General features: G+C 63.3%; 20 protein-coding genes. 13 read left to right on the forward strand and 7 right to left on the reverse strand.

The window, feature by feature from the left end; translation table 11 throughout:
* Positions 1 to 61: 61 nt before the first annotated feature.
* The 4 genes from WFR25_RS08865 to WFR25_RS08880 form a co-directional block, all read right to left on the reverse strand.
* Positions 62 to 805 (reverse strand): YebC/PmpR family DNA-binding transcriptional regulator, encoded by a 744-nt coding sequence (locus WFR25_RS08865; RefSeq protein WP_336970254.1) that lies wholly within the window; start codon positions 803 to 805, stop codon positions 62 to 64.
* Between the two features lie 116 nt (positions 806 to 921).
* Positions 922 to 1,248 carry a heavy metal-binding domain-containing protein gene (locus WFR25_RS08870; protein ID WP_336970255.1) on the reverse strand — a complete coding sequence of 109 codons (327 nt, stop codon included), beginning with the start codon at positions 1,246 to 1,248 and terminating at the stop codon, positions 922 to 924.
* A 29-nt stretch (positions 1,249 to 1,277) separates the two neighbouring features.
* Positions 1,278 to 1,520: a DUF2312 domain-containing protein gene (locus WFR25_RS08875; protein ID WP_336970257.1), complete on the reverse strand. Its 243-nt coding sequence runs from the start codon at positions 1,518 to 1,520 to the stop codon at positions 1,278 to 1,280.
* A 39-nt stretch (positions 1,521 to 1,559) separates the two neighbouring features.
* Complete coding sequence (locus WFR25_RS08880) at positions 1,560 to 1,844, reverse strand: DUF1244 domain-containing protein (protein WP_336970258.1); 285 nt, start codon at positions 1,842 to 1,844, stop codon at positions 1,560 to 1,562.
* 116 nt (positions 1,845 to 1,960) lie between these two features.
* Here WFR25_RS08880 and pyk point away from each other — a divergent pair, with 116 nt between their 5' ends.
* Positions 1,961 to 3,412 carry a pyruvate kinase gene (pyk, locus tag WFR25_RS08885; RefSeq protein ID WP_336970260.1) on the forward strand — a complete coding sequence of 484 codons (1,452 nt, stop codon included), beginning with the start codon at positions 1,961 to 1,963 and terminating at the stop codon, positions 3,410 to 3,412.
* 96 nt (positions 3,413 to 3,508) lie between these two features.
* A complete protein-coding gene (locus WFR25_RS08890) occupies positions 3,509 to 3,670 on the forward strand; it encodes a hypothetical protein (protein ID WP_336970261.1) in 162 nt (53 codons plus the stop codon).
* A 150-nt stretch (positions 3,671 to 3,820) separates the two neighbouring features.
* Here WFR25_RS08890 and ykgO read toward each other — a convergent pair whose 3' ends face one another.
* On the reverse strand, positions 3,821 to 3,946 hold the full coding sequence (ykgO, locus tag WFR25_RS08895; protein ID WP_003046794.1) for a type B 50S ribosomal protein L36: 126 nt from the start codon (positions 3,944 to 3,946) through the stop codon (positions 3,821 to 3,823).
* Positions 3,947 to 4,164: 218 nt separating this feature from the next.
* Here ykgO and WFR25_RS08900 point away from each other — a divergent pair, with 218 nt between their 5' ends.
* The 3 genes from WFR25_RS08900 to WFR25_RS08910 are packed head-to-tail and all read left to right on the forward strand — an operon-like array spanning position 4,165 to position 7,074.
* Complete coding sequence (locus WFR25_RS08900; RefSeq protein WP_336970262.1) at positions 4,165 to 5,352, forward strand: endonuclease/exonuclease/phosphatase family protein; 1,188 nt, start codon at positions 4,165 to 4,167, stop codon at positions 5,350 to 5,352.
* 1 nt (position 5,353) lies between these two features.
* On the forward strand, positions 5,354 to 5,947 hold the full coding sequence (locus WFR25_RS08905; RefSeq protein WP_336970264.1) for a DUF4136 domain-containing protein: 594 nt from the start codon (positions 5,354 to 5,356) through the stop codon (positions 5,945 to 5,947).
* Positions 5,944 to 7,074, forward strand: a complete 1,131-nt coding sequence (locus WFR25_RS08910) for a M14 family metallopeptidase (protein WP_336970265.1) — start codon at positions 5,944 to 5,946, stop codon at positions 7,072 to 7,074. Before WFR25_RS08905 ends, WFR25_RS08910 begins: the two co-directional genes overlap by 4 nt.
* Before the next feature lie 333 nt (positions 7,075 to 7,407).
* Here WFR25_RS08910 and rdgB read toward each other — a convergent pair whose 3' ends face one another.
* Positions 7,408 to 8,037 carry an RdgB/HAM1 family non-canonical purine NTP pyrophosphatase gene (rdgB, locus tag WFR25_RS08915; protein ID WP_336970268.1) on the reverse strand — a complete coding sequence of 210 codons (630 nt, stop codon included), beginning with the start codon at positions 8,035 to 8,037 and terminating at the stop codon, positions 7,408 to 7,410.
* A 132-nt stretch (positions 8,038 to 8,169) separates the two neighbouring features.
* Positions 8,170 to 8,886, reverse strand: a complete 717-nt coding sequence (gene rph, locus WFR25_RS08920) for a ribonuclease PH (RefSeq protein WP_336970269.1) — start codon at positions 8,884 to 8,886, stop codon at positions 8,170 to 8,172.
* 130 nt (positions 8,887 to 9,016) lie between these two features.
* Between rph and WFR25_RS08925 the strand changes: the two genes are divergently transcribed.
* The 8 genes from WFR25_RS08925 to ligA all read left to right on the forward strand — a co-directional run bounded on the left by WFR25_RS08925 (position 9,017) and on the right by ligA (position 18,669).
* Positions 9,017 to 9,565, forward strand: a complete 549-nt coding sequence (locus tag WFR25_RS08925) for a DUF6438 domain-containing protein (RefSeq protein ID WP_336970271.1) — start codon at positions 9,017 to 9,019, stop codon at positions 9,563 to 9,565.
* Positions 9,566 to 9,596: 31 nt separating this feature from the next.
* Entirely contained in the window at positions 9,597 to 10,511 is a 915-nt protein-coding gene (gene truB, locus WFR25_RS08930; RefSeq protein WP_336970273.1) for a tRNA pseudouridine(55) synthase TruB, read from the forward strand.
* Positions 10,508 to 10,777, forward strand: coding sequence for a 30S ribosomal protein S15 (rpsO, locus tag WFR25_RS08935; RefSeq protein ID WP_336970275.1), 270 nt, complete (start codon positions 10,508 to 10,510; stop codon positions 10,775 to 10,777). Before truB ends, rpsO begins: the two co-directional genes overlap by 4 nt.
* Before the next feature lie 208 nt (positions 10,778 to 10,985).
* Entirely contained in the window at positions 10,986 to 13,313 is a 2,328-nt protein-coding gene (pnp, locus tag WFR25_RS08940) for a polyribonucleotide nucleotidyltransferase (RefSeq protein ID WP_336970276.1), read from the forward strand.
* Positions 13,314 to 13,498: 185 nt separating this feature from the next.
* On the forward strand, positions 13,499 to 14,284 hold the full coding sequence (locus WFR25_RS08945; protein WP_336970277.1) for an outer membrane protein assembly factor BamD: 786 nt from the start codon (positions 13,499 to 13,501) through the stop codon (positions 14,282 to 14,284).
* A 138-nt stretch (positions 14,285 to 14,422) separates the two neighbouring features.
* A complete protein-coding gene (gene recN / locus WFR25_RS08950) occupies positions 14,423 to 16,087 on the forward strand; it encodes a DNA repair protein RecN (protein ID WP_336970279.1) in 1,665 nt (554 codons plus the stop codon).
* Positions 16,088 to 16,116: 29 nt separating this feature from the next.
* On the forward strand, positions 16,117 to 16,500 hold the full coding sequence (locus WFR25_RS08955; RefSeq protein ID WP_336970281.1) for a putative quinol monooxygenase: 384 nt from the start codon (positions 16,117 to 16,119) through the stop codon (positions 16,498 to 16,500).
* A gap of 33 nt (positions 16,501 to 16,533) precedes the next feature.
* Positions 16,534 to 18,669: an NAD-dependent DNA ligase LigA gene (gene ligA / locus WFR25_RS08960; protein WP_336970283.1), complete on the forward strand. Its 2,136-nt coding sequence runs from the start codon at positions 16,534 to 16,536 to the stop codon at positions 18,667 to 18,669.
* Positions 18,670 to 18,677 lie beyond the last annotated feature (8 nt).

The raw sequence follows: 18,677 nt of genomic DNA on the forward strand, positions 1-18,677 counted from the left end.
TGGGCCGGGTGGCTCACATGCCCTCCCCCGACCCCTCCCGCAAGCGGGAGGGGGAAATGGTTCAACCCAGCTTCTCCATCACCGCGTCGGAGACTTCATAATTGCCCCAGACGGTCTGGACGTCATCATCATCTTCCAGTGTGTCGACCAGCTTGAGCAGGGTCGCGGCATTGGTTTCGTCGACTTCAACCGAGGTCTGCGGCTTCCAGGCCAGCTTGGCGCCTTCGGCCGGGCCGAGATTGGCTTCGAGCGCCTTGGCGACTTCATGGAGGGCATCCATCGCGGTCCAGATTTCGTGCTCGTCCTCGTTCGAGGATACATCTTCCGCGCCAGCTTCCAGTGCCGCTTCGAAGATCGCCTCAGCGTCACCCGCGCCGGCGGGGTAGGAGATGAGGCCCATCCGGTCGAAGCCGTGGCTAACCGCGCCGGACGCGCCCAGATTGCCGCCATTTTTGGAGAAGGCGGTGCGGACATTGGTCGCGGTGCGGTTGCGGTTGTCGGTCAGCGCCTCGACGATGATGGCGACGCCGCCGGGGCCATAGCCCTCGTAGCGTACTTCTTCGTAATTCTCGCCTTCACCCTTCGACGCCTTGTCGATTGCGCGCTGGATATTGTCCTTGGGCATCGACTGGGCCTTGGCCGCGTTGACGGCCAGGCGCAGGCGCGGGTTCATGTCCACGTCGGGCATGCCCATCTTCGCCGCGACGGTGATTTCGCGCGACAGCTTGGAGAACATCGAGGAGCGCTTTTTATCCTGCGCGCCCTTGCGGTGCATGATATTTTTGAATTTGCTATGGCCGGCCACGGCCTGCTCCTGACATTATCTGTGATATGAAGCGCGCTCTCTAGCGAGCCACGCGGCTTGGCGCAACTGGAGCGGGTTCCGAGCCAGCAGGTGATTCCACCTGCTTCGAAAACGCTTTATACCAGAACCGCCGTGCCCGACGCCGAAACCATCAGCATCGACCCGTTGGCACCCAGCACTTCATAGTCGAGGTCGACGCCGACCACGGCATTGGCGCCCAATGTCGCGGCCCGCATCCGCATTTCGCCGATCGCCTGTTCGCGGGCGCGCTGAAGCACATCCTCATACGCGCCCGAACGTCCGCCGACGATGTCGCGAACGCTGGCGAACAGGTCACGGAACAGGTTGGCGCCCACGATCACCTCGCCGGTGACGATGCCGAGATATTCCTTCGCCGGACGTCCTTCCAGACGGCTGGTGGTGCTGACGATGATCTCGGACATGGGCGTTCTCCTCTGTGGCTTGAAGTCGTTTATTCCATTCCCAACGCGGCCAGATAGGTCTGGAGGATGGCTTCCATTTCCTGGCGGTCATGGGGCTGCATCTTCCGCAGGCGGACGATCTGGCGCATGATCTTGGGGTCGTAACCGGTGGCCTTGGCTTCCAGATACACGTCCTTGATATCGTCGCCGATGCCCTTCTTTTCCTCTTCCAGCCGTTCAACGCGCTCGATCAGAAGGCGTAGCTGGTCAGCGGCGATGTTGGCCTCGCTCATATGTCAAATCTCCGTAAATATGAATCAGTGTTGGGCGTCCTAGTGCGTGTCGGCGTTCTTCGCCACACTCTCTTTCATTCGGGCGAGCTGTTCTGGTGTCGCTTCGCCCTGATATTTGCCTTTCCATTCAGCAAAGGGCATCCCGTGGATTATTTCGCGGGCCTGATCGCGGGTCAGCGCGCCATCTGCCTCCATCACCCAATCGGCCAGGCAATTGCGGCAAAAGCCTGCCAGACCCATCAGGTCGATATTTTCCACATCGGTGCGATGCTGCAAATGCGCCACCAGTCGACGGAAGGCGGTTGCGGCCACGGCGTCACTCATTATGCTGTCATCCGTCACTGGCGTTTCCTTCGCTGGTTACACATCCCTGTCGTGCAGCTCGGATAATCGAAAAATACTGGCCGCGAAACCGGCGGCGCACCTGTCAGGAGTTTTGAATGACGAAATTACAGCCCCGTTCGCGCAAGGTCCGCATCCTGGCGACGCTGGGCCCGGCGAGCGGTTCGCCTGAGATGATCCGTAAACTCTATCTGGCAGGCGCCGACGCCTTTCGCATTAACATGAGCCATGGCGCGCACGAAACCCATGCGCAGAGCATTGCGGCCATCCGCGCGCTGGAAAAGGAGTTCGGTCGGCCGACGACGATCCTGGGCGACCTGCAGGGACCCAAGCTGCGCGTCGGCACGTTCGAGCGAGGGCTGGTGGTGCTGACACAGGGCGCGGCATTTGTGCTGGACAGCGATGAGACGCCGGGCAACGAAAAGCGCGTTAACCTGCCGCACCCCGAAATCTATGCGGCGCTGGTGCCTGAAACGCGGCTGTTGCTGGACGACGGCAAGCTGGTTCTGCGGGTGAAGCAGGTCGAGGAAAACCGGATCGAGACGGTGGTCGAGGTCGGCGGCACACTGTCCAACCGCAAGGGTGTGAACGTGCCAGACGTGGTCGTGCCGATGGCGGCGCTGACCGAGAAGGACCGGCGCGACTTGTCCTTCGCCATCGAGCAGGGGTGCGACTGGATCGCGCTCAGTTTCGTGCAGCGGCCCGAGGATCTGGCCGAGGCGCGCAAGCTGATGGGCGGCTATGGCGCGCTGATGGCGAAGATCGAGAAGCCTTCGGCGGTCGAGCGGCTGGAGGAGATTTTGGAGCTGGCCGACGGGGTGATGGTGGCGCGCGGCGACCTGGGCGTCGAACTGCCGCCCTATGCCGTGCCGCCGCTGCAAAAGCAGATCGTTGAGACGGCAAGGCGGCTGGGTCGCCCGGTGGTCGTTGCCACGCAGATGCTGGAATCGATGATCAAGTCGCCCACGCCCACCCGCGCCGAAGTGTCGGACGTGGCCACGGCGGTCTATGACGGGGCGGACGCGATCATGCTGTCGGCCGAGACAGCGGCGGGCGACTGGCCCGAGGAAGCGGTGGCGATGATGGACAGCATTGCCCACAGTGTGGAACGCGATCCGGGCTATCTGGCGCGGCTGCACTTCACCGAAACAAAGCCCGATCCCACCACGGCCGACGCGTTGGCAGAGGCGGCGTCGGGCATCATCGGCGTGGTCGGCGCGAGTGCCGTCACCTGCTTTACCTCATCCGGCAGCACGGTGCGTCGCGTGGCGCGCGAGCGGCCGGCAGCCCCGATCCTGGCGCTGACGCCGCGACAGGACACAGCGCGCAAGCTGGGCCTCATCTGGGGTGTCCATGCGGTGCGGACCAAGGATATCGGCACGTTTGAGGAGATGATTGGCAAGGCCCGCCGCATGGCCCTGCGTCACGGCTTGACCGCCAAGGGGCGCAAGATCGTGGTGCTGGCGGGCGTCCCTTTCGGCACGCCGGGGTCGACCAACGTGCTACATGTCGCGACGATACACGGCGATGAACTGAAGGGCAGGGAGTAGGGGGGCTTCTCCCTTGGAAATTTTTGGGCGCTATTCGAGTAACCCCTGGGCCTTCAGGTCCGCACGCAGCGTCGGCATGGCATAAAGGGGGACGGCGTGGGCGTGGAGGTCGGCAACGATCTCCCGCATGCCCGCGATCGACGGCGTGACCCCGTCGATGAAATGCGTGCCTCAGCGGGTGATGAGATCGGCCTGATCCGGGTGCAGGGCGATCAGTTCCGCGCTGGTATCGGCGAATCGCGCCCCGCATCATGCTGAAAATGCCAGTCCGATGAGCAGACATTGTGCAGAAACGCATCAAGCGCCTGATCGTCATGGATCAGGCGCTTGTAGAGAATCCTGGGGTTCCAGTGATAGAGGACATTGCCGACGTCGAAAATGACGGCGGCAGGCCTCTCCCCTCGCTAATTAGCCCTGGCGAGCCTTGAAGCGGCGGTTGGTCTTGTTGATGACGTAGGTGCGGCCGCGACGACGGATCACGCGGTTGTCCCGGTGACGGTCCTTGAGCGACTTAAGCGAGTTGCGGATCTTCATGGCTGCCTGCCTTCGATGAATCAAATTGGTGTCGGAAAATTGAAGCGCTGCCCCTATGGGCGGGGGACAGGAAAGTCAAGCATGGCTGCACCCATTCCAGCGGCCCGCCGCCAATCATCAGGTGAAATCCCGCGCGCCCGATGATAGAGGGCCGACCAATGGCTTGGAGCATTTCCGGGCCGCCAGTTCATCCATCCTTTTTTGCCCGGAGGCCAGTCATGTTGCCACAGGCCCGCAGCGCCGGGGAGGAATATCGCCGCAGGCTGGGTCGACGCCTCCCGATTCTGGCTGGTCTGTTGATGCTGACTGGTTGTGGTCTTCCTCTGCCGCTGCGGATCGCATCCTGCGCCGAGATGACTGCGCCTTCATTCGGGGCGGTTGACGATCAGCGGACCATGACCACCCGCTTTTCCATACTGACCTATAATATTGAGGGACTCGGCTGGCCTGCGCGCGGTGGTCGTGCGCCGGACCTGCGAAAGATTGGTGTGCATCTGGCGGATTTGCGCGCGCAGGGACGCGCGCCCGATGTCGTGATGTTCCAGGAAATGTTCAGCGGTGCCGCGAAAAAGGCGGTGCTGGCGGCGGGCTATCCCTCCATCGTCAGCGGACCGGGGCGCGTCATGCGCCCGGACGGCCCGGCCATGGACAAACTGCCCGGCCGGTCTGGGATCAAACGGGGTGAGGTCGGTCTGCGCCTGACGGGCGGGGGGCTGGCGATCGCGTCTCGCTATCCGATCGTGAACAGCACGGTGCGCGCCTATGGCCGCCGGTCCTGCGCGGGCATCGATTGTCTGGCGAACAAGGGCATATTGATGGCGCGAATCGCCATTCCCGGCGTTCCTTTTCCCATCGACCTCTACAACACCCATATGAATTCACGCGGGGCGTCCCGCGCGCCCGCGCGCCGCAATCTGGCGGCCCATGACCGGCAAGCGTTCGAGGCATCGGATTTCATCAATGAGACCCATGATGATGCCATCCCGTTGATCGTTGGCGGAGATTTCAACATGCGCGATTCGCAGGCGCGGTGGGACAATTTTACGTCGCGCCAGCCGTTGATGCTGGTTCACAAGGTTTGCGCTGAGCCGGAGTCCGGCTGCGATGCGCAGATGTCCTGGGATGGGGACGCCCCCTGGATGGATACGCAGGATCTGCAATTTTTCTGGCCCGGCGTATCGGCGAATATCCGCCCTGTACGTGTGGAGGCGATGTTCGATGGCGGTCCGGGCGGTCCCGTCCTGTCGGACCATGATGCTTTCCTCGTCACCTACGAATTACGCTGGCCTCGCACATTTGCGTCCTCTACCCCTTCCGTTCATCCTGCGTGCAGCATTTTCATGTCTGAAGCGTTGTCCGGGGGAGCGCCGGATCGGCGCGGGCGGGACGATTTGGAGACCAAATGACATGCTGAAGACTGTCCTTACCGCTACCACCCTGGCCCTTGGCCTGTCTGCCTGCGCGACTGCCGTGCCGCCGGTTGAGGTCACGCGCTTCCATGTCGGCAATCCGCCAGTATCGGGCAGTGTTGCAGTGACGGAGATGACGGGCAATCCCGACGTTGGCCTGGAATTCCGCACCTATGCCGCCGCCGTTGGGCGGGAATTGCAGCGCGTGGGCTTTTCCGAAACCAGCGGCCCGGCCAGCGACTATATCGCCACGGTCGGCTTTCGCCGCGACTTCCGTCCAACCGGCCCCGATCGGTCGGGCAAGCCGGTCAGCGTCGGCGTGGGTGGCGGAGTCGGCAGTCACGGCTATTCCGGCCTTGGCGTCGGCATCGGCATCAACCTGTCGGGCAAGCCCAAGGATGTGGTGACCACCGAGTTGCAGGTGCAGATGCGCCGCCGCAGCGATTCGACCGTGATCTGGGAAGGCCGGGCGATGACCAGCGCGCGTGAAGGGACTCCAGCCGCGCAGCCGGGCATGGCCGCCGCCAAGCTCGCCTCCGCCCTCATCGGGGGCTATCCGGGCGAGTCAGGCCGCACTATAACCGTCAAATGACCTTATCGATCACGAGCGCTTTCGACAGCGGCAACATCCGCGTTCTTTCCATCAACGAGACGACAGGCGGCTACAGTGCTGACCTGGAGATCGTCACCGACCATCAGAGCGACTTTTACCAGTGGTTCCATTTTCGTGTTGCCGGTGCAGCGGGGAAGGACGTGACGCTGCGGATCGTCAATTGCGGCGGGTCGGCCTATCCCAATGGCTGGGAGGCCTATAAGGCGCGGATCAGCGACGATCGGGAGAACTGGCTGCTGGCCGACACCAGCTATGCCGATGGCGTGCTGACGATTCAGGTGTCGCCGGACGCTAACGCGCTATGGGTCGCCTATTTCGCGCCCTATTCGATGGAGCGGCACCATGATCTGGTGGCCTGGGCGGCCAGCCAGTCGGGCGTGGAACTACACGAACTGGGCACGACGCTGGACGGCCAGCCGCTCGACCTGCTGACGCTGGGCGAAGGGGAGAAGCAGGTCTGGCTCTATGCCCGCCAGCATCCGGGCGAGAGCATGGCGGAGTGGTGGATGGAAGGCGCGATCGAGCGCCTGTGCGATGAGGAAGATGCGGTCGCGCGGTTGCTGCGGCAGAAGGCCACCTTCCATATCGTACCGAACATGAACCCGGATGGCAGCCGTCGCGGGCACCTTCGCACCAATGCGGTGGGCGTGAACCTCAACCGCGAATGGCATGAGCCGTCGATGGAGCGTAGCCCGGAGGTCTTCCTGATCCGCGCGGCGATGGATGCGACCGGCGTCGATTTCGCCATGGACGTGCATGGGGACGAGGCGATTGCTGCTGTGTTCCTGGCGGGGTTTGAGGGCATCCCTTCGATCACCGATCGTCAGGTAGGGCTGTATCGCCAATATCGTGACACGCTGGCCGCACGCACGCCCGATTTCCAGACGAAGCTGGGTTATGTCGAGGCGGGGGAGGGCAAAGCCAATCTGGCCATGTCGACCAACCAGCTTGCCGAGCGCTTTGGCGCGGTGTCGATGACGCTGGAAATGCCGTTCAAGGATAATGACGACCTGCCCGACGCCGATTTCGGCTGGTCGCCCGCGCGGTCGGCGCAACTGGGCAAGGATTGTCTGGCGGTGCTGGCGGAGATGATCGACGAGATTTGAGGGGGAGGCGTTAGCCGACCATCACATATAGAGCGCCCGTCGCGATAATAAGTACTGCTATCCCCGCGACTAAAATGCGAAAAGGGATCAGGTGGATTATGTCGGACCAATCGAACATGGATGCTATCTGACATGGGCGTCGCTTGGTGGCAGCGAATCGTACAAATCTGCCGTCATCCCGGACTTGATCCGGGATCTATTCGTTCTGGGCCATCAGGAATAAGCGAGGTTTGCGCTCATGAATCCCGGATCAAGTCCGGTATGACGGTGTGGATGGGGCGGGCGCTGTGGATAAGGGATGGCCCGCGCACTTTTTACGACCCGTCCCAGCGCTCAAAAAACCGCCGCCACCAGCTTGGCGAAGGCATCCGCGCGATGGCTCATCGCGTGCTTCTTGTCCGGGGCCATTTCGCCGAAGCTGATATCATGGCCATTGGGCTGGAACATCGGATCATAGCCAAAGCCCTGATCGCCACGCGGAGGCCAGACGATGACGCCATCGACGCGGCCTTCAAAGGCTTCGACATGGCCGTCGGGCCAGGCGAGGGCGAGGGCGCAGACGAAATGGGCGTCATGGCCGACCTCTGGCCCCTTGGCCTCCACATTGGTCCAGACACGCTGCATGGCGACGCCGAAATCCTTGGATTCCCCGGCCCAGCGGGCGGAGAAGAGGCCGGGGTCGCCGCCCAGCGCTTCCACAGAAAGGCCGCTGTCGTCGGCAAGGGCGGGCAGGCCGGACAGATCGGCGGCCTGCATCGCCTTCAACTCTGCGTTGGCGATGAAGGTGGTGCCGGTTTCCTCCGGTTCGGGCAGATCCAGGTCCGCAGCGGAAATCGGCTCGATTCCATAGGGGCCGAGCAGCGCCGCGATTTCGTGTATCTTGCCGGGATTATGGCTGGCGATCACTAGCTTGCCCGGCTTGAGTTTGCGGATTGCCTGCTCCTGTCCGAAATCGTCGCTCATTTATTCTGATACCTTCGCCACTGTTCGTTTCGAGCGTAGTCGAGAAACCCGACTATGCGCCAGTGCTTCTCGACTTCGCTCGAAGCGAACGGATGGAAGTGACTTCACGATATACGAGCGGGCGTGGTAGTTTTACCGTCCCGTCGCCTTGTCCTGTGCCGCGAAGATCTTTGAGCAGCCGATGCGGGCAAGCCGCAACAGGCGCAAAAGCTCTTCCTCGTCATAGGCCGCGCCTTCGGCCGTCGCCTGCACTTCGGCGAACTTGCCGTCGCCGGTCAGGATCAGGTTGGCGTCCGTCTCTGCATTGCTGTCCTCGGCATAGTCGAGGTCGAGGACGGGCGTGCCCTTGTAGATGCCGCAACTGATCGCTGCGACCTTCTGGATGATCGGGTCCTGGCTGAGCGCGCCGGACGCCATCAGCTTGTCGATGGCGATACGCAGCGCCACCCAGGATCCGGAAATGGCCGCCGTGCGGGTGCCGCCATCGGCCTGGATCACGTCGCAATCGACGACGATCTGGCGCTCGCCCAGTGCTTTCAGGTCTACGACCGTGCGCAAGGAGCGGCCAATAAGGCGCTGAATTTCCTGGGTGCGACCCGACTGCTTGCCCTTGGCCGCCTCACGGCTGCCGCGGGTATGGGTGGCGCGGGGCAACATGCCATATTCGGCCGTGACCCAGCCTGACCCCTTGCCGCGCAGGAAAGGCGGCACCTTTTCCTCGACCGATGCGGTGCAGAGCACGCGCGTATCGCCGAAGCTGATCAGGCAACTGCCCTCTGCATGGATGGTAAAACCGGGTTCCATGATGATATCGCGCATCTGGTCGGGCGCGCGGCCGGAAGGACGCATATATTTTTATCTCCGAAGCGTTCAGGTGGCGGGGCTTAGCCTTATGCAGGCGGCTAGACCAGTCTTTGAGTCGGAAAAGGTTGGACCGAGTCGCGAAAAAGAAGTCGATGGGTAAAAAGAGGTCGATCGGATGATGTCAGGCAAGATGGTGCTGCGGGCAGGGGTATTGAGTGCTTTGCTGCTGTTGACGGCGGGGTGCGTCACTGATCGCGGTGAGGAAACGCTCTCCAGCAGCGGCAGCGCGGCGGCGCGGGCGAATGACACGATCAAGCTATCGGCGGGGCCGTGCTTCGGCTTTTGCCCCAGCTATAGCGTGACGGTGACGCCCGATGGGTCGGGCCTCCTGGTGCCAGAACGTAACACGTCCGTGCCGGGGCCGACGCGCTTCACCGTGACGAGCGCGCAATATCGCAAACTGCGGGCGTCGCTCGCCGCCTTCCGCCCGGCGACGGGGCAGTCGAAGCGGATCGGTCATGGCGAGAATTGTCAGCGCTTCGCCACCGATATGCCGGGTTATTCTATCGAATGGACGCGGGATAAAGCCGACAAGACCGAGCTGGATTTCCAGTCGGGCTGTTTCGACGCGCGTTATGCGAAGCTGCGAGCGGCGCTGAAAGCCATGCCCAAAGTGCTGGAGATTGAGGCCATGCTGAAGCCGAAAACGCCCGTGAAGGGCTGACAGCAGGCGTGCCGCCCGGTAGGGGCACGCGATGCACGGCTGGATCATCCTCGACAAACCCAATGGCCTTGGTTCGACCCAGGCGGTCGGCGCGGTAAAACGCGCGCTGCGGGAAAGCGGGGCGGGCAAGGTGAAGGTCGGCCATGGCGGCACGCTGGACCCGCTGGCGGAGGGCGTGCTGCCGATCGCGCTGGGTGAGGCGACGAAGTTGGCCGGGCGGATGCTCGACAGCGACAAGATTTATGATTTTACCGTCGCCTTCGGAACCCAGACCGATACACTGGACCTGGAAGGGCCGGTGATCGCGACCAGCGACCATCGCCCTACGCTGGACGCGGTGCAGGCGGTGTTGCCCCGTTTTACCGGACCGATCGAGCAGGCGCCGCCTGTCTATTCCGCGATAAAGGTCGACGGCCAGCGCGCCTATGACCGGGCGCGGGCGGGGGAAGCGGTGGAGATGAAGCTGCGCGCGGTGACGATCCACGCGCTGGGGCTGGCGGCCTCGACCGGAACGGGGGAGGCCGTCGAAAGCGTCACGCTGAGCGCCCATGTATCGAAGGGTACCTATATCCGCTCGCTTGCGCGCGACATCGCGCTGGCGCTGGGGACGGTCGGGCATGTGACGATGTTGCGGCGGACCAAGGCGGGGCCGTTCACGCTGGATATGGCAATTTCGCTGGACAAATTGCGGCAGGCTGCTAACGAGCGCGCCATCGGTAGCCTTATGCTGCCGCTGACGGCGGGGCTGGACGACATCCCGGCTCTCCCCGTCTCACTTCAGGATGCACAGGCGCTCCGTCAGGGACGCGTGCTTCTGGGGTACGAAGCTGCCACTGGCCTTCATCTGGCGATCGATGGGGATATTCCTGTTGCGCTGGTCGAAATGCAGGACGGAGAAATCCGGGTGGTGCGCGGGTTTAACCTGATGCCGAAGGAAGACGAATGACGATTACTGCCGAGCGCAAGGAAGCGCTGATCAAGGAACATGCCCGGGCTGAGGGTGACACCGGTTCGCCCGAAGTCCAGGTTTCGATCCTGACCGAGCGTATCCAGAACCTGACCGAGCATTTCAAAGGCCACCACAAGGACAACCACAGCCGTCGTGGCCTGCTGATGATGGTCAACAAGCGTCGTTCGCTGCTGGATTATCTGAAGAAGAAGGATGCGGCGCGCTACAGCGACCTCATCGCCAAGCTGGGCCTGCGTAAGTAAGTCCATCCAAAGGGACGGCCCCATGCGGGGCCGTTTCTGATTCTGACCCATGTCGCCGGGCAATTCGGCGCGGCGGCATGATTTTGGGGGATGTTCCCCCACACCGTCCGATACCGGGCGGGGAGGGCAAAGCCCTCCACCCATGGGTCCAAGGACTCAAAACTGGCCCCGCCCGGCAATAGGGCCGATGCGGGCGAAGGAAACACACATGTTTGATGTAAAGAAAGTCTCCATCGAGCTGGGCGGCAAGACCCTCACGCTCGAAACCGGTCGTATTGCGCGCCAGGCTGATGGCGCCGTGCTGGCAACCTATGGTGAAACCGTGGTGCTGTGCGCCGTAACCGCCGCAAAGTCGGTGAAGGAAGGCCAGGATTTCTTCCCGCTGACCGTTCACTATCAGGAAAAATATTCGGCCGCCGGACGCATTCCGGGCGGCTTCTTCAAGCGCGAGCGTGGGGCGACCGAAAAGGAAACGCTGACCAGCCGCCTGATCGACCGTCCGATCCGCCCGCTGTTCCCAGAGGGTTTCTACAACGAGATCAACGTCATCGCCCAGGTGCTGTCGTTCGACGGCGAGTCCGAGCCGGACATGGTCGCGATGATCGCTGCCTCCGCCGCGCTGACGATTTCGGGCGTCCCCTTCATGGGGCCGATCGGCGCCGCGCGCATCGGCTACAAGGATGGCGAATATAGCCTGAACCCGTCGATGGACGATGTGAAGGCCGGTGAACTCGACCTGGTCGTCGCCGCCACCCATGATGCCGTTATGATGGTCGAATCCGAAGCCAAGGAGCTGTCGGAAGAGGTCATGCTGGGTGCCGTCGGCTTCGCCCACACCGCCTGTAAGCAGATCGTTGAAGCGATCATCCAGCTTGCCGAAAAGGCTGCCAAGGATCCTTGGCCGATGGCCGAGCAGGCCGATCTGTCGACTGCCAAGGACAAGCTGAAGAAGCTGGTCGGCAAGGACATTGCCGCCGCCTACAAGCTGACCGACAAGTCGGCCCGCTCGAACGCGCTGAACGAAGTCCGCGCCAAGGCGAAGGCAGCGTTCGCCGACGCGTCGCCGCAGGACCAGATGGCCGCGCAGAAGCTGGGCAAGAAGCTGGAAGCGGAAATCGTTCGCGGCGCGATCCTGAAGGACGGCAGCCGCATCGACGGTCGCACGACCACGCAGATCCGTCCGATCGAGGCGATCGTCGGCTTCCTGCCGCGCACCCATGGCTCGGCCCTGTTCACACGTGGCGAAACGCAGTCGATCTGCACCACCACGCTGGGCACCAAGGACAGCGAGCAGATGATCGATGGCCTGACCGGCCTTCATTATGAAAACTTCATGCTGCATTATAACTTTCCGCCCTATTCGGTCGGTGAAGTCGGCCGCTTCGGCGCGCCGGGCCGTCGTGAAGTGGGTCATGGCAAGCTGGCCTGGCGTGCGCTGCACCCCGTGCTGCCCGCCAAGGAGGATTTCCCCTACACGATCCGCGTTCTCTCGGACATCACCGAGTCGAACGGTTCCTCCTCAATGGCGACCGTCTGCGGTGGTTCGCTCTCGATGATGGACGCCGGTGTGCCGCTGAAGCGCCCCGTGTCCGGCATCGCCATGGGCCTGATCCTGGAAGGCAAGAACTTCGCCGTTCTGTCCGACATCCTGGGTGACGAAGATCATCTGGGCGACATGGACTTCAAGGTTGCAGGCACGTCCGAAGGCATCACCACGATGCAGATGGACATCAAGATCGCCGGCATCACCGAAGAGATCATGCGCGTTGCGCTGAACCAGGCCAAGGAAGGCCGCGCCCACATATTGGGTGAGATGGCCAAGGCGCTGGATCACACCCGCACCGAGCTGTCCGCTCATGCCCCGCGCATCGAGACGATCCAGATCGACAAGTCGAAGATCCGTGACGTCATCGGCACCGGCGGCAAGGTCATCCGCGAGATCGTCGCCGAAACCGGCGCCAAGGTCGACATTGATGACGAGGGCGTCATCAAGATCAGCTCGTCCGACACCGCGCAGATCGAAGCGGCCAAGAAGTGGATTCTGGGCATCGTCGAGGAAGCCGAAGTCGGCAAGGTCTATGTCGGCAAGGTCGTGAACATCGTCGATTTCGGCGCGTTCGTGAACTTCATGGGTGGCAAGGACGGCTTGGTCCACGTTTCGGAGATGCGCAACGAGCGCGTCGAGAAGCCGACCGACGTCGTGTCGGAAGGCCAGGAAGTGCGCGTCAAGGTTCTGGAAATCGATCCGCGTGGCAAGGTTCGCCTGTCCATGCGCGTCGTCGATCAGGAGACCGGCGAAGAATTGGAAGATACCCGTCCGGCGCGCGAACCGCGTGAACCCCGTGGCGATCGTGGTCCCCGCGGTGGCGGCGATCGTGGTGATCGCGGCGGCGACCGTGGTGGTCGGGGCGACCGTGGCCCGCGCCGCGACCGTGGCCCGCGCCCCGAGCGTAGCGAAGGCGGCAAGGATAACGGCGGGGATGAAGGCGGCGAGCCTACCTTCGCCCCGTCCTTCCTGACCGGCGATCGCGACTGAGCCATCGCTCGCTCTGAAAAATGAAAAAGGCCCGGAGGAAGCATATTCCTCCGGGCCTTTTCTTGTTTGGCATGAGCATCGTGTCGGCCTCCGTTCATCGCATCGCCTGACGTCATTTTCACCGCTTGGCGCGGGGACGTTTTCACCGCTTGGCGCGGGGCCGGGGCTCGGCTATGACCGCGCCCATGAATGAAGCGAAGATGAAACCGTGGAGCCTGTTCGTCGGCGCCGCAACCGCCCTGATCCTGCTCGCAGGCTGCTCGACGTCGAAGAACAAGGCCGACACCCAATATGTCGCCCGCGATGTTTCGACACTCTATAACAGCGGCAAGTCCCGGCTGGACCGGGGGCAGTATAAGCTGGCCGCCGCGCTGTTCGACGAAGTGGAGCGCCAGCATCCTTATTCGCCATGGGCGCGCCGGGCGCAGCTCATGTCGGCCTTCAGCTATTATATGAACAGCGATTATAATGAGGCGACCAGCGCGGCGCAGCGTTTCCTGTCGATTCATCCGGGCAACCGTGACGCGCCCTACGCCTATTATCTGATCGCTCTATGCTATTATGAACAGATTGCCGATGTGACGCGCGATCAGAAAATCACGCAGCAGGCGCTCGATTCCCTTGGCGAACTGATTCGCCGCTATCCCGACACACGCTATGCCGCCGACGCGCGGTTGAAGATCGATCTGGTCAACGACCATCTGGCGGGTAAGGAGATGGAGGTTGGCCGCTTCCTGCAACGGCGCGGCCAATGGCTGGCGGCGACGCTGCGTTTCCGGATCGTGATCGACAAATACCAGACCACCACCCATACGCCCGAGGCGCTGGAGCGGCTGGTCGAGAGCTATCTCTCGCTCGGTATTCCCGAGGAAGCGAAGAAGGCTGCCGCGGTATTGGGCGCCAACTATCCCGGCACCAAATGGTATGAGCGGTCCTACAAGCTCATCCAGCAACATGGTTCCAAGGCGTAAGGCCAGGCAATGCCCCTCCCTTGACGGGAGGGTTAGGGGGAGGCGCAGCGAGCGTCCGGCAATCTCCCATTCGGTCATGGCCGAAGCCGTGAAATGCGAGATGTTCCCCTTTTGTACGATAACGGGTAGAAGCGTGCCATGCTGACGACCCTGTCCATCCGCAATGTCGTGCTGATCGAGGCGCTGGACCTGGATTTTGGGAGCGGCCTCGGCGTCCTCACCGGGGAAACGGGGGCGGGTAAATCGATCCTGCTCGATTCGCTCGGATTGGCGCTGGGTGCGCGCGGCGACAGCGGCCTTGTTCGCAATGGCGCTCCGCAGGCGAGCGTGATCGCGACGTTCGAGACGCCCGCAAAGGGCCATCGCGTCATCGCGCTGCTGACCGACAACGACCTGTCCATCGAACCGGGCGAACCACTCATCATTCGCCGCACGGTGAAGGCGGATGGCGGCAGTCGCGCGTTCGTCAACGACCAGCCCTGTTCCGCCGCTTTGTTGCGCGATCTGGGCGCGAGTCTGGTCGAGATTCACGGCCAGCATGACGATCGTGGCCTGCTCAATCCGCGCGGGCATCGGGCGCTGCTCGACGCCTTTGGCCGGTGCGATACGTCTGTCGTCGCGGTCGCCCATGCCGCCTGGCGAGAGGCCACGATGCTGCTGGCGGAAAGCCGCGCGGCGGTGGAGAGCGCCGCGCGTGACCGCGATTATCTGGCCCATGCCGTCGCTGAACTCAGCACCTTTGCGCCGGAACCAGGCGAGGAGGCGACGCTGGCGGAGGAACGGGCGACGATGCAGAAGGGCGCCCGCCTGACCGACGATCTGACCGCCGTGACCGATTGCCTGACCGGATCGGACGGCGGGCTGGCACAATTGCGGCAGGCGGCGCGGCGGCTGGACCGGATCACAGGCGATTACGCGCCGCTGGCCGAAGTGCTTGAAGCGCTGGATCGCGCGGTGATCGAGGCGAGCGAGGCGGAAGACCGGCTGGCCCGCGCGGCGGAGGCGCTGATCTTCGATCCTGCCCGGCTGGACAGTATCGAGACGCGGCTGTTCGACCTGCGCGGTCTGGCGCGCAAGCATCAGGTGCAACCCGACGAACTGGCGGCGCTGAACGCGGAGATGGCGGCGCGGCTGGCGGCGATCGAGGGCGGGGAGGAGCATATCGCCGCGCTGGAGGCTGACGTCGTGGCAAAGGCGAGCGCCTATCGCACCGTGGCGGGCGCGCTGTCCGATGCGCGGCGCGCGGCGGCGGTGGCGCTGGATGCGGCGGTCGCGGCGGAACTGGCGCCGCTGAAACTGGATGCCGCGCGCTTTCGTACCGCCGTCCTGCCGCTGGATGAGGGGCAATGGGGCGCAGGTGGGGCGGACCGGGTGGAGTTTGAGATCTCGACCAATCCCGGCGCGCCCTTCGCTCCGTTGGTCAAGATCGCGTCCGGGGGTGAGCTGTCGCGCTTCATCCTGGCGCTGAAGGTTGCGCTGGCCGAGCAGGGCGGGGCGGATACGCTGATCTTTGATGAGATTGACCGGGGCGTGGGCGGCGCGGTGGCCTCTGCCATTGGCGAGCGTCTGTCGCGATTGTCGGGCAGCAACCAGATCCTTGTCGTTACCCACAGCCCGCAAGTCGCGGCGCGCGGGGCCGGGCACATGCTGATCGCGAAATCGAGCGACGGGATCGTCACCCGCACTGGCGTTCACGCGCTGGACGAGGGGCAGCGGCGCGAAGAGATTGCGCGGATGCTGTCGGGTGCGGAGATTACGGCGGAGGCGCGCGCGCAGGCGGATCGGTTGCTGGAGAAGGTGTGACGATCGGTTCGGACAGTGGAGGCAAGAGTATGACCCATGATCGTCGCGATGTCCTGACCCTTGGCGCCGCCGCGCTGGCGGCGTCCACCATGCCCGGCATCGCTGCCGCGCAGGAAACCCAGCCACCGCGCTATGGTCTGATCGGCCAGATGCTGGCCAAGCGGGGCAAGCGCGATGAACTGGTCGGCTATTTGAAGGAAGCGATTGGCGCGATGCCGGGTTGCCTGTCCTATGTCATCGCGCTGGACACGGCCAATGTCGACGCCATCTGGGTGACGGAGGTCTGGGACAGCCGGGAAAGCCATGCCGCATCATTGAGACTGCCGACCGTGCGCGCTGCCATTGTGAAGGCGAAGCCGATTATCGCGGGCTTCCCCCAGCATTTCGAGACGGTGCCGGTGGCGGGGGTATAGCAAAGCGGGGGGCTATCCGGTTAAAGCGAGGCCATGACCCAATCACCTCTCTCCGAAGCCGATGCCGCCAACCGCCTGATGCGTCTGGCGCGCGAGATTGCGCGGCATAACAGACTATATCATGACGCAGACGAACCGGAGATTTCCGACGCCGACTATGATGCTCTGATCCGCGAAAACAATGCGCTGGAGGCGCAGTTTCCGCATCTGATACGCAGCGATTCGCCCAACGCTCAGGTCGGTGCAACGCCCACGTCAGCGCTGAAAAAGGTTCAGCATGCGGTTCGTATGATGAGCCTCGACAATGGTTTTGCCGACGAGGATATCGCCGAATTCATCGCCCGCGTTCGCCGGTTTCTGGCTTTGCCGGAGGATGCCCCGGTTGCCCTGACGGCCGAACCGAAGATTGACGGCCTGTCCTGCTCGCTGCGCTATGAGAAGGGCGAGCTGGTGATGGCAGCGACGCGGGGCGACGGGCAGACGGGCGAGGATGTGACCGCCAATGTGCGGACTATCGACGATATTCCGGCCACGCTGACCGGCGCGGATGTGCCCGCGGTGTTCGAGGTGCGGGGCGAGGTCTATATGGCCAAGGATGCCTTCGTGGCGCTCAACGTGCGGCTGCTGGCGGAGGCGGATGACCCGGAGAAGGCCCGGCAATTCGCCAATCCGCGCAATGCGGCCGCCGGATCGCTGCGGCAGAAGGACGCGACCGTCACCGCCAGCCGCCCCTTGCGCTTTCTGGCGCATGGCTGGGGTGAGGCGAGTGCGCTGCCCGCCGACACGCAGACGGGCGTCATGCATGCAATCGAACGCTGGGGCCTGCCAGTGTCAGACCGGCTTACCTGCGTCGATACGATGGAGGCGCTGATCGTCCATTATCGTGGAATCGAGGCGGCGCGGGCTGACCTGCCCTTCGACATTGACGGGGTAGTGTACAAGGTCGATCGACTTGATTGGCAGCAACGGCTTGGTTTTGTCGCCAAGTCGCCGCGCTGGGCCATCGCGCATAAATTCCCGGCGGAGCGGGCGCAGACCAGTCTGGAGGCGATCGACATTCAGGTCGGGCGCACGGGCAAGCTGACCCCCGTGGGTCGCCTGACGCCGGTGACGGTGGGCGGGGTCGTGGTGTCCAACGTGACGCTGCACAATGCCGATGAGATTGCGCGGCTGGGCGTGCGACCGGGCGACCGGGTGGTAGTGCAGCGCGCGGGTGATGTGATCCCGCAGGTGGTGGAAAATTTGACGCGGGATGAGGTGCGCGACCCGTTCGTCTTTCCCGATCACTGCCCTGTCTGCGATTCCGAAGCAGTGCGTGAGGAGGGCGAGGTCGATATCCGCTGCACCGGCGGGCTGATCTGCCCGGCGCAACGGTTCGAGCGCCTGCGCCATTTCGTCAGTCGGGTCGCGCTGGATATTGAGGGGCTTGGCGAGAAAACGATTCAGGAATTTCTGGACCTGGGTTGGATCAAGGAACCGGCCGACATTTTCCGCCTGAAGGCGCATCGCGCCGCGCTGTTGGGGCGTGAGGGGTGGAAAGAGAAGTCGGTCGATAACCTGCTCGCTGCGATCGAGACGAAGCGGGAACCGGATGCTTCCCGGCTGCTCTTTGGTCTGGGTATCCGTCATATCGGTGCGGTGACGGCGCGCGATTTGCTGAAACGGTTGACGGAGTTGCGGGCGGTTCGGACGCTGGGTGATGCGTTGATTGCTCTGCGTGACGGCATGGCGCCCGTCGAAGGGGAAACGGATGCGCGGTTCCGCACCCGGCTTGACAAGGCGATCGCCGAGCATATCGGGGTCGACAATATCGGCCCGGCGGTTGGTCATGCCCTCGCCGATTTCTTCCATGAACCGCATAATGTGGAGGCGTGGGAGGATCTGCTGCGTGAGGTGACGCCGCCGCCTTTCGTGGTTGAGACGACCGCCAGCAGCGTCACTGGCAAGACGGTGGTTTTCACCGGCAAGCTTGAAACGATGAGCCGCGACGAGGCCAAGGCGCAGGCCGAACGGCTGGGCGCGAAGGCGGCGGGATCGGTGAGTGCCAAGACCGACCTGCTGGTCGCCGGGCCGGGCGCGGGATCGAAGCTGAAACAGGCCGCTACGTTGGGGATAGAGGTGATCGACGAGGCGGCCTGGGCGGAGATTGTGAAGGCGGCGGGGCAATAGATCCCAAT

Source organism: Sphingobium aromaticiconvertens (assembly GCF_037154075.1).
GTDB classification, from domain to species: domain Bacteria; phylum Pseudomonadota; class Alphaproteobacteria; order Sphingomonadales; family Sphingomonadaceae; genus Sphingobium; species Sphingobium aromaticiconvertens.